The sequence below is a fragment of the Marinifilum flexuosum genome (assembly GCF_003610555.1).
Lineage (GTDB): Bacteria > Bacteroidota > Bacteroidia > Bacteroidales > Marinifilaceae > Marinifilum > Marinifilum flexuosum.
This window is the reverse complement of sequence record NZ_RAPQ01000009.1, coordinates 338,809-354,001: the sequence shown is the minus strand read 5'-3', so window position 1 is coordinate 354,001 and position 15,193 is coordinate 338,809. Positions and strand designations below refer to the sequence as shown.

11 protein-coding genes and 2 tRNA genes are annotated in these 15,193 nt (G+C 35.3%); 2 read left to right on the top strand and 11 right to left on the bottom strand.

What is annotated here, in order from left to right:
* Positions 1–91: 91 nt before the first annotated feature.
* From BXY64_RS11340 to BXY64_RS11325, 4 genes are all read right to left on the bottom strand, one after another.
* Complete coding sequence (locus BXY64_RS11340; RefSeq protein WP_120240081.1) at positions 92–994, bottom strand: oxidoreductase; 903 nt, start codon at positions 992–994, stop codon at positions 92–94.
* Between the two features lie 131 nt (positions 995–1,125).
* Positions 1,126–1,587, bottom strand: a complete 462-nt coding sequence (locus BXY64_RS11335; RefSeq protein ID WP_120240079.1) for a YbaK/EbsC family protein — start codon at positions 1,585–1,587, stop codon at positions 1,126–1,128.
* A 149-nt stretch (positions 1,588–1,736) separates the two neighbouring features.
* Positions 1,737–1,810: transfer RNA gene (locus BXY64_RS11330), tRNA-Arg, on the bottom strand.
* A 224-nt stretch (positions 1,811–2,034) separates the two neighbouring features.
* A tRNA-Arg gene (locus BXY64_RS11325) sits at positions 2,035–2,111 on the bottom strand.
* Between the two features lie 254 nt (positions 2,112–2,365).
* Here BXY64_RS11325 and BXY64_RS11320 point away from each other — a divergent pair.
* On the top strand, positions 2,366–4,843 hold the full coding sequence (locus BXY64_RS11320; RefSeq protein WP_120240078.1) for an AsmA-like C-terminal region-containing protein: 2,478 nt from the start codon (positions 2,366–2,368) through the stop codon (positions 4,841–4,843).
* A gap of 415 nt (positions 4,844–5,258) precedes the next feature.
* Here BXY64_RS11320 and BXY64_RS11315 read toward each other — a convergent pair whose 3' ends face one another.
* The 7 genes from BXY64_RS11315 to BXY64_RS11285 all read right to left on the bottom strand — a co-directional run bounded on the left by BXY64_RS11315 (position 5,259) and on the right by BXY64_RS11285 (position 13,476).
* Positions 5,259–6,434, bottom strand: coding sequence for a TolC family protein (locus BXY64_RS11315; protein WP_120240077.1), 1,176 nt, complete (start codon positions 6,432–6,434; stop codon positions 5,259–5,261).
* Entirely contained in the window at positions 6,427–9,519 is a 3,093-nt protein-coding gene (locus tag BXY64_RS11310) for an efflux RND transporter permease subunit (RefSeq protein ID WP_120240076.1), read from the bottom strand. The genes BXY64_RS11315 and BXY64_RS11310 overlap by 8 nt, the downstream gene beginning before the upstream one ends.
* Before the next feature lie 45 nt (positions 9,520–9,564).
* Positions 9,565–11,103: an efflux RND transporter periplasmic adaptor subunit gene (locus tag BXY64_RS11305; protein ID WP_120240075.1), complete on the bottom strand. Its 1,539-nt coding sequence runs from the start codon at positions 11,101–11,103 to the stop codon at positions 9,565–9,567.
* A gap of 179 nt (positions 11,104–11,282) precedes the next feature.
* Complete coding sequence (locus tag BXY64_RS11300) at positions 11,283–11,552, bottom strand: hypothetical protein (RefSeq protein WP_120240074.1); 270 nt, start codon at positions 11,550–11,552, stop codon at positions 11,283–11,285.
* Positions 11,553–11,746: 194 nt separating this feature from the next.
* Positions 11,747–12,163 carry a hypothetical protein gene (locus tag BXY64_RS11295; protein WP_147375975.1) on the bottom strand — a complete coding sequence of 139 codons (417 nt, stop codon included), beginning with the start codon at positions 12,161–12,163 and terminating at the stop codon, positions 11,747–11,749.
* Between the two features lie 136 nt (positions 12,164–12,299).
* Positions 12,300–12,959 carry an acetyltransferase gene (locus BXY64_RS11290; protein ID WP_120240072.1) on the bottom strand — a complete coding sequence of 220 codons (660 nt, stop codon included), beginning with the start codon at positions 12,957–12,959 and terminating at the stop codon, positions 12,300–12,302.
* A gap of 217 nt (positions 12,960–13,176) precedes the next feature.
* Entirely contained in the window at positions 13,177–13,476 is a 300-nt protein-coding gene (locus BXY64_RS11285; RefSeq protein WP_120240071.1) for a hypothetical protein, read from the bottom strand.
* Positions 13,477–14,372: 896 nt separating this feature from the next.
* Here BXY64_RS11285 and BXY64_RS11280 point away from each other — a divergent pair.
* Positions 14,373–15,143 (top strand): hypothetical protein, encoded by a 771-nt coding sequence (locus BXY64_RS11280; RefSeq protein ID WP_120240070.1) that lies wholly within the window; start codon positions 14,373–14,375, stop codon positions 15,141–15,143.
* Positions 15,144–15,193 lie beyond the last annotated feature (50 nt).

Below are 15,193 nucleotides of genomic sequence, written 5' to 3'. Positions count from 1 at the left end.
TTCTGTTGGATTATCCAACAGGAAGTGTATGGATTTCGCACAAATTCACGAATTACAAGTTGTAATTTTCTTACCGTTTATTTCCAATTGTTCATTGAAAATTTACCTTGGTCAACTCTTCTGACAAATCCCAAAGTTTTTTGGCAATCTCTTCATCATGCGAAAGTTTATTCGATTTTACTTTAACCGGATATCCCTGCATTTCGAAAAATTTGTCTGGGCCGTAATAAACACCTGCTTTGGCGTTGGGATCGAAACCCGCACGAAGCGATGGTAAAATTCCCATGGCAGGGGCTTGAGAAAAGAAATTGTTCAGGAATCGAATTCCTCCTGAGTGTCTTTGCAATTCTGTTCTGGTCCATCCAGGATGAGCTGCTGTAACCATGGGAGCATCAGGATCGTTCTTGAGCTTGCGTACCAATTCATAAGCAAAATAAAGGTTGGCAAGTTTGCTGTCGCCATAAGCATTATTAGTATTGTATTTTCTGTTTTCCCAATTGATATCCTCCAGGTTGATTTTTCCAAATTTATGAGCAACACTCGAAGTGACCACAATTCTTGAATTTTTGGTGCTTTTAAGCAGAGGCATTAAATGTCCTGTAAGCGCAAAATGTCCCAAATGATTGGTTCCCATTTGTACTTCAAAACCATCTTCTGTTTTGGCAAAAGGGCACATCATAATACCAGCATTGTTGATGAGAACATCCAAGCTGTTGAAAGACTTGTTAAAGTTCTCCGAAAAACGTTTAATTGACTGTAAACTCGTTAAATCAAGTTGCATTACCTTGATGTTTGCTGCAGGATTCACAGTTTGAATTTCAGATGCTACCTTGTAGCCTTTTTGAGTATTTCGAACTGCCATAACAAGAATAGCTTCTTTTTTAGACAGAATTCTCACAGCTTCTTTTCCAATTCCACTTGTTGATCCGCTTACAATTACAACTCTTCCTTTTTGATTTGGAATATGTGATTCACCCCACTTTGATTTTGTAATGCTATTTTTCTTTTAAATTATTTAATTTGTTGATAGAGACAAAATTATAGGAGTGTTGTTTGGGGTAATTATAATAATTACTGAAGCTTGTATTCTTTTTATAGTTTAATGCATGACTTTTAGTGTTTAAGTTATAATTGTATCACGTCAAACTCTTTGGCATTGATAATTTGCATTAGATCTTGTGGCTTTAGTTTTACCCTGAAGTTTACTTTTCCGCCGCTAACAATAATCTGTTCCATTGATAGAGAACTAGCTTCTAAAAAGCTTTTGTATTGTTTTTTCATGCCAATGGGTGAGCATCCTCCTTTTATGTAGCCAGTGTTTGGCAACAATTCCTTTTCTGCTAGCATTAAGATTTTCTTTTCGCCTGCAGCTTTAGCAGCTTTTTTCAAATCCAATTCACTCGACAAGGGAATGATAAAAACATAAAGTTCATTGCTAATGCCACGTGTAACAAGAGTTTTATGAATAAGTGAAGCATCAGGATCACTCATATCTCCAGCTTTTAGATTAGTGGAATCTTTTGCTTCATAGTTTACTCTATGCTTATCTAGTAGTCGTAATGCGTTTGTTTTAATCTTTTTTGCCATAATATTTAATTATTCGAGGCGAAATTAAGAAAAAAGGATTAGTCGGAAAACAACAATATCTATTACTAAGAAAGTTTGCAAGAAGAGGGGATGTTGCGTTAAAATTAGCATATAAAAAAAGGACTCATCATTACTGATAAGTCCTGTAGTGAACACGGAGGGAGTCGAACCCCCAACCTCCACAGCCGTAATGTGGTGCACTATCCAGTTATGCTACGCGTCCGTTTCCTTAAAAAGGCGGTGCAAATATAGGGAAAATTACCTGTTAATTGCAAGCCTTTCCAGTAAAAAATACGAAAAAAATCCTTTTTTGTTTTACAATCAGGCATTTAAATTTTCAGTATTTGTTTCATAATGGAATATGATTCAATTTCTGATTTTTTAGGCCTGTTTTGACCAAAATGTATGGCATAAAAAAAGACTCATCTTTGTTTGATGAGTCTCTCCTGGTGAACACGGAGGGAGTCGAACCCCCAACCTCCACAGCCGTAATGTGGTGCACTATCCAGTTATGCTACGCGTCCGTTTTTCCTTAAAGGCGCTGCAAATATAGGGAAAATTAGAATTGTAATGCAAGTGATTTTAATCTTTTTTTTAGAAAAAATATCTTCCAGAGAGCTTGTTAAACCTTAAAAAACTATAAATCTTTCAGATAGATGAAAGAGATCAATCGAAAAAAATTAATTTTACATTTATAGAAATTTAAAATCTTTAGTTGATGTAATTCTCTAAGTATTTTTCTATTTTTGTTATGTAAAACCAAATTGACTTTTAAACAATGAAGAAGTTTCTTAAAATTTTTGGAGGGATTGTAGTTTTCCTTTTAGCGCTATTGATTATTCTGCCTTACGTTTTTAAAGATCAGATATTTGAAAAGGTAAAAACAGAAATTGATAACACAGTTGATGCAAAAGTAGAAATTGGAGATATGTCTCTATCTATGCTTAAAAACTTCCCAAACCTTTATATTGAATTGCAAAATGTAAGTGTGGTGGGTAAAAATGAATTTGCATCGGATACATTGGCTTTTGTGGGCAGACTTTATACTGCTGTCGATTTGTCTTCAGCCATATCAGGATCTCAGATCAAAGTTGGAGCCATTGTGTTGGCAGATTCTAAAGTGAATGCGAAAGTTTTGGAAACAGGTAAGGCCAATTGGGACATTGTAAAGTCAACAGGCGAAGAAGTTGTGGAAGAGGAATCGGGAGAAGCTTCTGACTTTAAAGTAATTTTTGATGAGGTTAGAATAGAGAATTTTGGATTGTTATATGATGATGCCGCTATGAAGGCTGTTTTTGCGGTGGAAGATTTGGACTTAAACCTAAGTGGTGATTTTTCGGCCAAAGAAACCAACCTAAATGTTGCAAGCACTTTAACAGGTATTAGCTTTGATTATGAGGGAGCTAGATACCTGAACAATGCAAATATGAATTTAACTGCTGATCTTGCAGCTGATCTTGAAAACATGATCTTTAAATTCATGGAAAACCAATTAGGTATTAATGATCTGCACTTTGGGATTGATGGTCAGGTAGGAATGCTTGACAACGGATATAGCATGGACCTTAAATTGAATGCTGAGAAGACAGATTTTAAATCATTGCTGGCTATGGTTCCTGATGTATTCAAATCTGATTTGGAAGGTCTGGAAACTTCTGGCGAATTTGAATTAAATGCTTTTGCAAAAGGTGAATTCAAAGAAGAATCGTATCCTGCTTTTGGAGCTAAATTAAAAGTGGGCAAAGCAAGTTTAAAATATGCTGATTTGCCAGAATCAGTTCAGAATATTCAAATTGATGCTCAAGTAAATCACCCGGGAGGTGAATTGGATTTGCTTACAACGGATGTCAACAAATTTCATTTTGAAGTAGCCAACAATCCTTTTGATGCAGAATTACATGTGAAAAATCCAATGACGGATCCTCTTTTAAGTGGTTTCTTTAAAGGAATTGTTGATTTTGAAAAGATTAAGCATGCCATTCCTATGGACAGCATAAAAATTGCTGGTATGGTTCATTCTGATGTGGTTTTTAAAGGACGCTACTCGGTAATTGAGAAAGAGGAGTTTGAGAAATTTATGGCAAAAGGAAGTGTGGTTTTGAATGATTTTGTATTCACAACACCAGATTTCCCTCAAGGGGTTAAAATCATAAAATCAGTTCTTGATTTTACTCCACGTTATATTAGCCTTAATTCGTTCGATTCCAGAATTGGAAAATCAGATGTTCAACTGAAAGGAAAAATTGAGAACTATATTCCTTATGCAATGAAGGGGAAGGTTCTTAAAGGCAACTTTAATATGAGTTCGAAGATGATGGATCTGAACGAATTCATGACTGAAGAAGAGGAAGTAGAAAATTCAGCAGATACAGTACCGTTATCGGTTATCGAGGTTCCTGCTAACCTGGATTTAAGATTAAGCTCAAACTTTAATACCATTCGTTTTGATAAAATGGACATTAAAGATGTGAAAGGATTAATCGTTGTAAAGAATGCAACAGCAAAGCTTACCAACCTTTCTATGAATATGCTTAAAGGGAATATGATCATGAATGGGATGTACAAAACCATTGATGTAAGCAAGCCGGAAATCGATTTTGGTTTGGACATCAATAATTTTGATATCAATAATGCATACCATTCACTTAGTATGATTAAGCAAATGATGCCAATAGCCATGAACTGTGAAGGAAAGGTTTCGTCGGATATGAACATTACTGGTTTGCTTGATGCAGAAATGAATCCAATTCCAGAGAGCTTAAATGGTAAAGGATCTTTACATTCTCGTAAAATCTTGATTAAGGAAAATAAAGCTTTTGATGCATTGGCTGCAGCTTTAAAGAATGATGAGTACAAAAGAATTTCGGTTACTCAATTCGATATGGAATTTGAAATCACAAATGGAAATGTGCTTGTGAAGCCATTTACGACTAATGTAGCAGGGAATCCGGCAACCATATATGGAACACAATCGGTAGATGGAAAGCTTGATTTTACCATGGATATGAAATTGCCAAAAGAAGATTTGGGTAGTGATATTAATAAAATGTTTGCGCAAGTGCCAGGTCTTGAAAATGTGCCTGTATTTGATGTTGCAGTTAAAATTACAGGAACAGTTGATAATCCTGTGGTAAAGCCTGATTTAAGCAAGGCAATTAAGCAGGCTCAGAAAGCAATTGCAAAAGAATTGGAAAGAAAAGCCAAGAAGGAGTTAGAGAAAAAAGGAAAAGACCTGCTGAAGAAATTATTTAAGTAGACTTTTGAAATACATAATATTAAAGCGGATAGGCATTTTGTTTATTCGCTTTTTTTAATTTTGGTGCAATAAAAAAGGACGGCAACCACTCCGTCCTTCTTCATATTCACTTTAAAACCTGAACTTTCCATGGAAAATTCATTGACAATATATGAATAAAATTAAAACGGAACAATAAAAAGATTAAAAATAATTAAACAAACTGTTGTCGAACAGATTAAATATCATATCAATAAGAATCGGAAAAAGGTAAAGAAACAGGAGGGGATTAAATACAAAAGAGGATGGTAACCACTCCATCCTCTTCTATCTATTCACTTTAAACCTTAAAAACGGAAATCGTTTTGCATGTTCTACGCCGTAGGTTTCCAAAAGGTTCTAAAAAAAGCGGTATTTTAATTCATTCCAAATAATATTACAAACGAAATTTCAATAATTCTGAAATGGTTTTGTAGTATTCATGCTCAATTTCAAGGTAAGTGCCAACACTTTCGTAATAGTAAATGTTTTCTGTAAGATACTCAATACTTGATATTTCGCCGTGTGTTAAAGCCTTTCTTAAAAGAGTGTCGTAACGTTTTTCTGTAAAAACTCCTGCATACTCTTTCAGACTTTTCTCAAGACTCAAAAAGTTTCGAAAAAGTTTCAAAAATTTATTTTCCAGCTCCATTTTGCCAATTAGATGCTCTTCTCTGCTAAATTGTTCTAACAACCTGGCTCTTTTAACCTTGTTCTTATTTTCCCAAAGTGGAATACTAAGTCCAAGTTTTATTCCATTGGCTTGCTTCATGATATCCGAATTCAAATAGCGATATCCAATGCTAAATTTTGGTAGCGAGTTTGTTTTTACAAGAGAAGTTTCTTTTGCAGAAATTTCCTCTTTAGTGCTTAAGAGCTTCAGTTGTGGATCTGCATTTAAGGATTGGGAAAGCAAATTCTTCATCTCCTGGTCAATACTCATTAAAGGATATTTAAGCAATTTAAATTCAATTTGCTTGCCTCCATTTAGTTTAATGAGGTCATCAGTAAGGTTTGCAATCTTACTATTTGTCATTTTTAGCTGATTTGCCGTATTCAAACGGAGCATTTTAATTTTATTGGCTTCAAGAATTGTTGCATCACCTTCTGTCAATCTTTTTTGAAACAAGTCATTTAATTTTTCTGCACTGCTTAAACGATTATTCAACTCAGCTTTTTGTTTGTTGTAATAAATCAGCTTAATGCAAAGCAGTTTTGCTTCCAACAAAATGTCTTGTCTCGATTTTGCTTTGTAGTTTTCCGTATTGGCAATTTTTGCTTTTTTAAGCTGATTCTTATATAGGTAACTGGTTGGGAAATCAAAGCTTTGACTTATCAATATTTCATATGGCTTTCCTTCCTCAGACGAAAAGCTTTTTTCCCATTCCAGTTCAGGATTAGCCAAATTGTTTTGCGCTTTGAACCCTAGATTCTGCGCTTCAAAAAACTGTTCATTTGCTTTTAATACAGGATTGTTTTTTTCAATGGCAGAAAGTACATCCTGAACAGTATTCTGAGCCTTTACGGAAAGGCCCAGAATTGATATCATGATTACGAATATAATTTTATTCATCTTCTTGTTTTTTCTTGTTTAACACCAAATAAACGATTGGAATAACATAGATATTAAGCAGGGTAGAGGTAAGTAAACCACCCAATATCACAACCGCCATTGGACTTTGAATTTCATTACCAGGTTGATCACTTGCCAAGGCCATTGGAATTAATGCCAAGGCTGCTGTTAATGCGGTCATTAAAATTGGACTTAATCGATTAACAGATCCATTTAAAATGATCTCTTTTAGCTGTAAGCCTTTTTCTTTTAAACTCTGGTAGTTCGATATCAGAAGAATTCCATTTCTGGTTGCAATACCAAATAAAGTAATGAAACCAATAATGGCAGGAATACTTAGCATACCTGAAGTGAAGAAAATGGTAAACACACCACCAATTAGAGCCAAAGGAAGATTTAGCATGATAATTCCAGCCAATTGCGAACTTCTAAACTCCTGAAATAACAGCAGAAAGATGATTAGCAAACTGAAAATTGAAGCGATCATTAAAACTCTTGATGCTTTTGCTTCACTTTCGAATTGTCCTCCATATTCAATTCTATACCCTTCTGGTAGTTTGATATTTTCATCAACACTTTTTTGAATGTCTGCTACAATACCACTCAAATCTCTATCGGCTACATTAGCTGAGACAACCAACTTACGTTGTACATTTTCCCTGCTGATGGTATTAGGCCCTGACAAAGATTGAATGTCTGCTACGTAACTGAATGGTATTTTTTTTCCATCCCAGGTATCGATTAGTGCATTTCTTATGGCTTCAATACTGCCACGATTCTCTTCGTTGTATTTCACTACCAGGTCGAAAGCTCTGATACCTTCAAATACATCAGAAACCTTAGCGCCGCCAAAAGCCACATGAATAAATTCCGAAAATTGAGTGATGGAAATGCCATATTTTGCCAACATATCTCTTCTTGGTTTAATTCTTACCTGGGGAATTTCTACCTGCTGTTCAACGTTTACATCCACTACACCTTCGATAGGTGAAATAGATGTTTTAATTTGATTCGCAGTTTGAAACATGAGATTCAAATCATCGCCAAAAATTTTGATTGCAATATTGGCTTTGGTACCCGAAAGAATGTGATCAATTCTATGACTTAAAGGCTGACCAATGGCAAAGTTTACTCCTTGAATTTGATTTAACTTCTCACGTACCTCCTGCAGAAATTCTGATTTACTACGATCGGTTAAGGTAAATGGAACTTCTATTTCAGAGGTGTTTACGCCGAAAGAGTGTTCATCCAATTCTGAACGACCTGTTCTTCTGGCTGTCAATCGAACTTCAGGAATGGTAAGAAGTGCTTCCTCCGCCAGAACTTTAACTTTATTTGATTCTTCGAGAGCAATTCCAGGTTTGGTAATGGCAGTAATCGTTAATGATCCTTCATTAAAATCAGGCAGGAAATTACGCCCAAGATTTGTTAAAGTAATAATGGATGCAATAAATAAAATACCAGCACCAGCCAAAATCAATTTCTTATGATTTAGTGCTCTTTGAAGCGAGTTCTCATATCCTTTATTTAAACGAGATACCAACCAACTTTCTTTACTTTTTTTGTCTAACATTTTATCGCTTGTAAGCATAAAACTACATAGAACAGGAGTCAGTGTAATGGCTACGATTAATGATGCAAACAAGGCAACGATAAATGCAATACCAAGTGGTTGTAGCATTCGTCCTTCCATTCCGGTAAGGAAGAAAAGAGGTAAAAATGCTGCAATAATAATAAAGGTTGCATTAATAATTGACGAACGAATCTCGCAAGAAGCATCGTAAACCACTAGCAATGTTTTTTTTCGCTCTTCTTTTGGCAGAAGGTGATTTTGCCTCAATCGCTTGTAAACATTTTCCACATCGATAATGGCATCATCTACCAAGTCACCAATGGCAATTGCCATACCTCCAAGGGTCATGGTATTAATGGTAATCCCTAGAAATTTAAGGGTAATTACTGTTACCAATAAGGAAATTGGAATCGCCAAGAGTGAAATCAGAGTAGTCCTGTAATTCATTAAAAACAGGAACAGAATTACAATTACAAAAACCGATCCTTCCAGTAAAGCCTTTTGTACATTGCCAATGGATGAATTAATAAAATCCGATTGACGGAAGATGTGTGTATTTACATTTACTCCCTCGGGCAATGATTTTGCGAGCTCTTCAATCGAAGCATCAAGTTTTTCTGTCAATTTTAGAGTGTTAACGCCAGGTTGCTTTTTAACGGTTAGTAAAACCGATTGTTGAGCATTAATGGTTCCCAAACCAATTTTTGGAGCGGCTGCCGCTTTCACTTCAGCAATGTCGCTAATTCGGATGGGTACATTATTGTACATTTTTACAACCGAATTGCCTAGCTCCTCAAAATCGGAAGTTCGGGCTATTCCTCTAATGTTGTACTGATTTCCATATTCGTTAATGAATCCACCAGCCGAGTTTTGATTCGTTGCTTCAGCTGCTTTCATCAACTCATCGATACTTACATTGTAGTATCTCATTTTTTGCGGATTGGCAAGAATCTGATATTGTTTGTATTCACCGCCAATCACAACAACCTGGGCAACCCCATTAATGGCAAGCAATTGCGGTCTGATGGTCCAATCGGCAATGGTTCTTAACTCCATTGGGTCAACATTATCCGATTGAAGCCCAATCATTAATACTTCGCCCATAATTGAGGATTGAGGTGCGAGGGTAGGATTACCAGCACCTTCGGGTAACATCTCCGACAATGGCATTAGTTTCTCACTAACAATTTGTCTGGCTTTGTAAATATCGGTTCCCCATTCAAACTCAATCCAAACAATCGAGAATCCTGCCGATGAGGATGAACGTAATCTTCTAACATCAGTAGCTCCATTTACGGCTGTTTCTATAGGAAAAGTAACAAGTTTTTCCACTTCTTCCGGCGCCATACCGTGAGCTTCGGTCATAACAACCACTGTTGGAGCTGTTAAATCCGGAAACACATCCACATCCATGTTTAATGTAGTGTAACTACCGCCAATAATTAGTAAGGCAGAAACAAACATCACAAGAATGCGGTTGTGCAATGCATATTGTATGATTTTATTTAGCACAATGTATCTTTTTAAATTCTTAAATCGATTAATTGATCCAGGCTCTTAATGTTCGTGAGAATGAGCTGGCAATGATCCTGCAAGGGAAGCAAGTTTCACAAAATAAGCACCTTCGCTAACCACTCTTTCTCCTGCACGAAGACCTTTAATGATTTCTACCTCACGACCGTTGTCGGCGCCTATTGTAATAAATCTTTTCTCAAAGCTTTCTCCTCCGGTTTGCACAAACACATACTTTAAGCCCTGATCTTCAAGAATTGCCGACTTTTCGATGTGCAAAATATTCCTGGCATTTTCAGATTTCAGATAAACCTCCACAAACGATCCTGAGTATAGTTCAGGTGTTAGATCCAATTCGAAAAACAATGGAGTAGTGTAATCATCCTCATGAATGTCTTTTCCATAGGCAATCATTCTTCCATTTAACTCTTCTGTGCTAAATACCTTATTGCGATAAGGAAGTTTAAAGTTTGCCGATTTGATATTAGCAAGTTCTTTTAAATGCTTTTGGTAAACATCAGCTTTCAGCATCAATTTTGAACCTTGATCTACTTTGGCAAGTACGCTGCCTTTTTCAACATACTGACCTTCGTTCACAAATACCTCGCAAACAAATCCGTTTACCGGAGAAAGAATGGAAAGTCCTCTGTTATTATAGTGTTTGTTGATACTGTTGAATTTAACCTTGGCATTTTCGTAAGCCGATTTAGCTTCTAAAAATGTTTTTTCCGTTACAATTTTATCTTCTCGCAAAGTGCTTGCTCTATCGAACTCAGCCTTGGCTTTTTCAAGTTCCAGTTTTGCTTCGGTATATAGAGTAGACAGGTTGTCACCAGCCAATCCTTTCCCGGTAATGATAAATAATGAAGTGTTCTTGTCAACTGTTTTACCTGCAACAATATCGGTAGAACTAAAATGAACTACACCACTGGTTTTGGCAACTACTTGCTTTTCCATATTAACAGCAGGTTGCAGAGTACCGGTTGTTTTGATAATGTTTTGGAAGTTTGAATTTTTAACTTTAGCAGTTGCAAAATCAATTTTCCAGGCTTGTTCTTTTAAAAAGCTAATTTCATGATTGCTTAATGTTTCCTGATCAGCTGCTTTATCTGCTTCTTCATGATCTTTGTAAACAGGGATGTTTTTAGCAACGAACTTTTCTTTGCCATACTTCGAATTTACCTCAAATACCAAGGTTGCTGAACCAGCCTTTTTAGGCATTAGTGCAGGTATGAAAATACCATCTCTGGCAGGCTTATTTACCGTGTTCGAGTAACCTTTTCCTGCAACCATTAAAATAACTTTAACGCTTCCTTCGGTGTAAGGTTTGTAGGTTTTAAGATTGGTTAAATGTGTAGTAAACTTCGAAACATGATCCAGCATGAGTTTAGGAAACTCCACGAATAACTCTGTATTTTCGTTGTACAAGGTTAAACTCATTGTTGAATGATCCTCTTCATCATGTGCTGCGTGAGTATCGGGGCCATGTGCGTGTCCGCCATGATCGTGCCCATGCGAATTGTTATTAGGTTTACATGCTATTAAAAATGATAAGGCTAAGCTTATCCAGATATATCGTTTCATCTGTTTATAATTTTCTTGTTAAGGTGAGATGGAACTTACCATTCCTAAATAATCATCCTCGTGCGTGAGTTAATAATTATTTACTCATGGACGTTTCATTTTTTTCTCTTTCTTGTATTTATAACTCAAAATTTCATTAGCTGAGTCGGAGTTAAATTTCTCCAACTCAGCTTTAATGATCAATGTTTGTGTCCGTGGTCGTGATCGTGATCATGTCCATGCTCATGATCGTGACCTTCTTCGTGCTTGGTACTGTCTACATCAAACTCTTCTTGGTCATGTGCATCCTTATCATGAGAATGTGAATGAGCTCCATCCCCGTGGTCATGATCGTGATCATGTCCTTCATGAGAATGGATTTCTTCTTTTTTCTCTGATTTTTTACCTGCATTACCACACGAGGTAAGTACTAGTCCACAAATGGATAGGACAAATAATAATTTTTTCATTGGATTGAAATTTGAGTTAGGTTATAGGTGTCGCATGGCAATTCATTATAGAATACCAAGCGAAATATCTACAACTTTTGTTATAAATAATTTGAATACTTTGTGTATTTGTGCATGATTTTATTGTACTATAATATATGAAAATATGATACAACAATATCAAGACAACTTAAATAAGTTGTTGAATTTCAGTCTTAGGCTAAGAATGAATTGGGCGGACCTCTCCTGTAAGTAATGAACCTGAGTGGTTCAGGAGTTAATTTTTGATTGCGTAATTTAAAACTTTGAAGCCTTAGAGTTTCTTCACAATCCAACTGAATGTTATCCGACTGCAAAAATACCTTGTAGGCATTATCTTTCTGTACTCTATTATGAGTTAGAATACAACATGTTTCAGCATTTGCTTCATGAGAATGGTTCCAATGAATACCATTGTGTTGATGTGCATTGTTATGCGCATGTCCATGATGATGGATTTGAATAACCGAAACATGATGGTGATCATCAATCTGATGTAGGTGATGATTATGAGGAATAATATCATGAGCCAACAATACCAGCATTGGTATTATCATCGTTAAGCACAAAATATAATTTTTCAAATTCCTCATTTACAAAAATGTTTGTGACAAATATAAATTTTCAAAAATAGAAATACAATACCTATATCATATGATTATAATTTCGTTAACAAAAAATCCATGAAAAACACTTCATGGATTTAGTTGAAATAAAATTATTTAGCTCTTAGTATAACTCGTGGCTAATTTTACCTTCGAGCTTTTTAGCAGGATTTCCTACATAAACTCCCCACTCTTCGGTTTTTTGTTTTGTTAAGCTTGCACCCATAGCAAGTAAAGTACCTTGTGCCAAATGCGAATAATCGCGGATGGTTGCATTAACGCCAAAAAAGCAATGCGATTCTATGGTGCAGTGTCCCGACATTACAACATGTGATGTAAAAAATACATGATCTTTTATCTCGCCATGATGACCAATGTGATTGCCACTCCAAAGAACTACGTTATTACCAATTTTCGTGAAAGGCTGTAAAGTGTTATCCTCAAGAATAAAACAGTTTTCGCCTATTTCGTTACCACATACCGTCGCCTTGGAGCTGATGTATGAAATGTATTCATAGCCTTTTTCTTTTCCCGCAAGGTATACTTTCTCTCTTAGCTGATTCATGTTTCGACCTGTCATTGGTGCGAATAATTTAAATTGGCTTGGCGGATATTTATCTTCCAAATTCTCAAAAGCAACCACTGGCAGTCCTTTAAAGGTATCTTCTTTTAGGTATTCTTGATTTACTGTGAAGGCAACTACATTGTGCTCACTATCGTTCTCCAGATACCAATGAGCCAATTCGGCGGTATCCAATATTCCGAAAATAATAACTTTAGCCATGTTGAAATTTGTTTTAGGTGAATGATTCAGAATTTTGTGATAATCTACAATAGTTGTGAATATTGTAGATTATTTTGTTATCCTATTTAAATTACTGAATATCACAATGCAAAACAAATTTGATTTTGCATGATTAGGAATAGGTACTTGGAAAAACGTACATAAAAAAAAGGTCGCAGATTTATCTGCGACCTTTTACTTTTTCTTGTATGTAAGCTTACGATTCTTTGCTACATTCTTTTTTGCAATCACTTTTACATTCTGTTTTTGCTTCAGCTTTGTGATGATCACACTCTCCAGAGCATTTCTTTTCTGTAGTTTCAGCAGTGGCTTCAGTTTTTGTACCATGCGCACAACCTGTACATTCACCTTTGCATTCTTCTTTTTTCTCAGCAACTACTTCAGTTTTTTCTTTTGAACAACAAGATTTTTCTGATGTAGCTTCTTTTTTAGTCTTGTTTCCACAAGAGCTTAACACGAATCCGCAGATTGCGATTGCAAATAATAGTTTTTTCATCTAATTAAATTTTAAATAGTGGTATTGTCTTTCTTTTTTTAAGACGAGCATGAAGATATTGTTTCTGATGAATAAATACAAATGGAGTGGATATCCTTTTGGTATAAAATTGAAAAAATAATTGAGTAGATATGAACTTAAAAATTGGAATAGAAGATTAATTTCTTTCGAAAAAAAATATGATGAAAGACTAATAAATGCTGATAATGAAGAAAAAAACTCATGGTGAATTGTAAAAAAAACTTCGATAGAATGTTGACATATTCATATAAACTATTAATTTAGTAGGAGGAAATAAGAAATTTACGGTTAAACTCGTAAAAAATATTTTTTTGAAATAAATTTCTCTAATAACTCAGGACAGATTTTTGAAACTCAAATAAAGAATTTATTCTTAACAATTCATATGTGAAACAAAGCGATATATAAATCATTAAAGTAATAGAAAAAACTGAATAAGAACCGGAAGAAAAGAATAAAAGCAAAAAATAGATTAGATAAAAAGCTAGAAAATGGTCAATTGGAAAGAAAAGTTGACAATCCGAGGCCGAAAAAAAGGTGGAGGAATGAGAAAGTAAGTAATCCGACCTTGAATATAGACGATGGAATGAAAAAGCAGACAATCCGACTCAGAAAAAAGGCGGGGGAAACAGAAAGTAAACATTCCGACCTTGAAAGAGTATAGAAGAATGAAAAAGTAAGCATTCCGACCTTGTAAATGCAAGGGGGAATCAGAAAGTAGATTTCCCGACCCAAAAGGGAGGTAGCAAATAATAAAAACAGGAAAATAGAAATAAACCAGAAGAAGGAAAATAGGAAGAGGGGATGGTTTAATAGAAGATAAACTTGAGTATCAGATATCAATTTTATTAATATTAACATTAAATCTTTTAAAAATGAGTGCTAAGTATTACAAGTTCAGACAAGAAGAATTACCAGTTGTAGGAAACTTTTTATTGAATCGTTTCAAGCGTGATCGAGTTCTATTTGAAGGTTTTTCACCTGAATACAACGATGAGTATGAGGCCAGCTGGCTTAGTCAAATTCAGAAAGTAGAGCACCTTAACTTGGCAAGTCATCTCACGGCAGATATGAAACAGATAACTGAGGAAATGTATCAGTTGATGAGCGAAATTGTTGATAAATTGGATTTTACATCGGCCTATGCACAACGTGCAAACAAAACCCTGTCTATTAAATTTTCTGATTTTGGTATAAAGGAAGCTAAAAAGGAATTGCGAAAGAAGAATGTTGAAGGTTATTTACTTAGAATTAAACTTGTTCAGCAGAATGTGACTGACAACCTGGAAGCGTTGAAGGCAAAAGGTTACAAGGAAGAGATCGGTAGCGATATTGTAAGCATGACTCAAAAAGTGAAAGAACTGAACGAGCAGCAGGATGAAAAAATGAGCGAAAGAAAGCAATTGGTCGCGAATAACAATGGTGAGTTCGAAAAGCTATGGGCCATACTAAGTGATGTATCCAGAACCGGTAAGCTTTTAATGAAGAAAGACAAACTAAAAGCCGAAGAGTATATGTTCTCTCATATCCTTAAAAAAGTAAGAAACATTGCGGGTAAGAAAAAAGAAGTAGCAATTGATTCTCCAACTGTTACTGAGCCAATAAAAGAAACTGAAGAGCCTCAAATGGAAAATGTTGAGTCGTAAATAAATTCAAAATATATGTAAGAGACTTTAATTTGGTTTAAGGTCTCTTT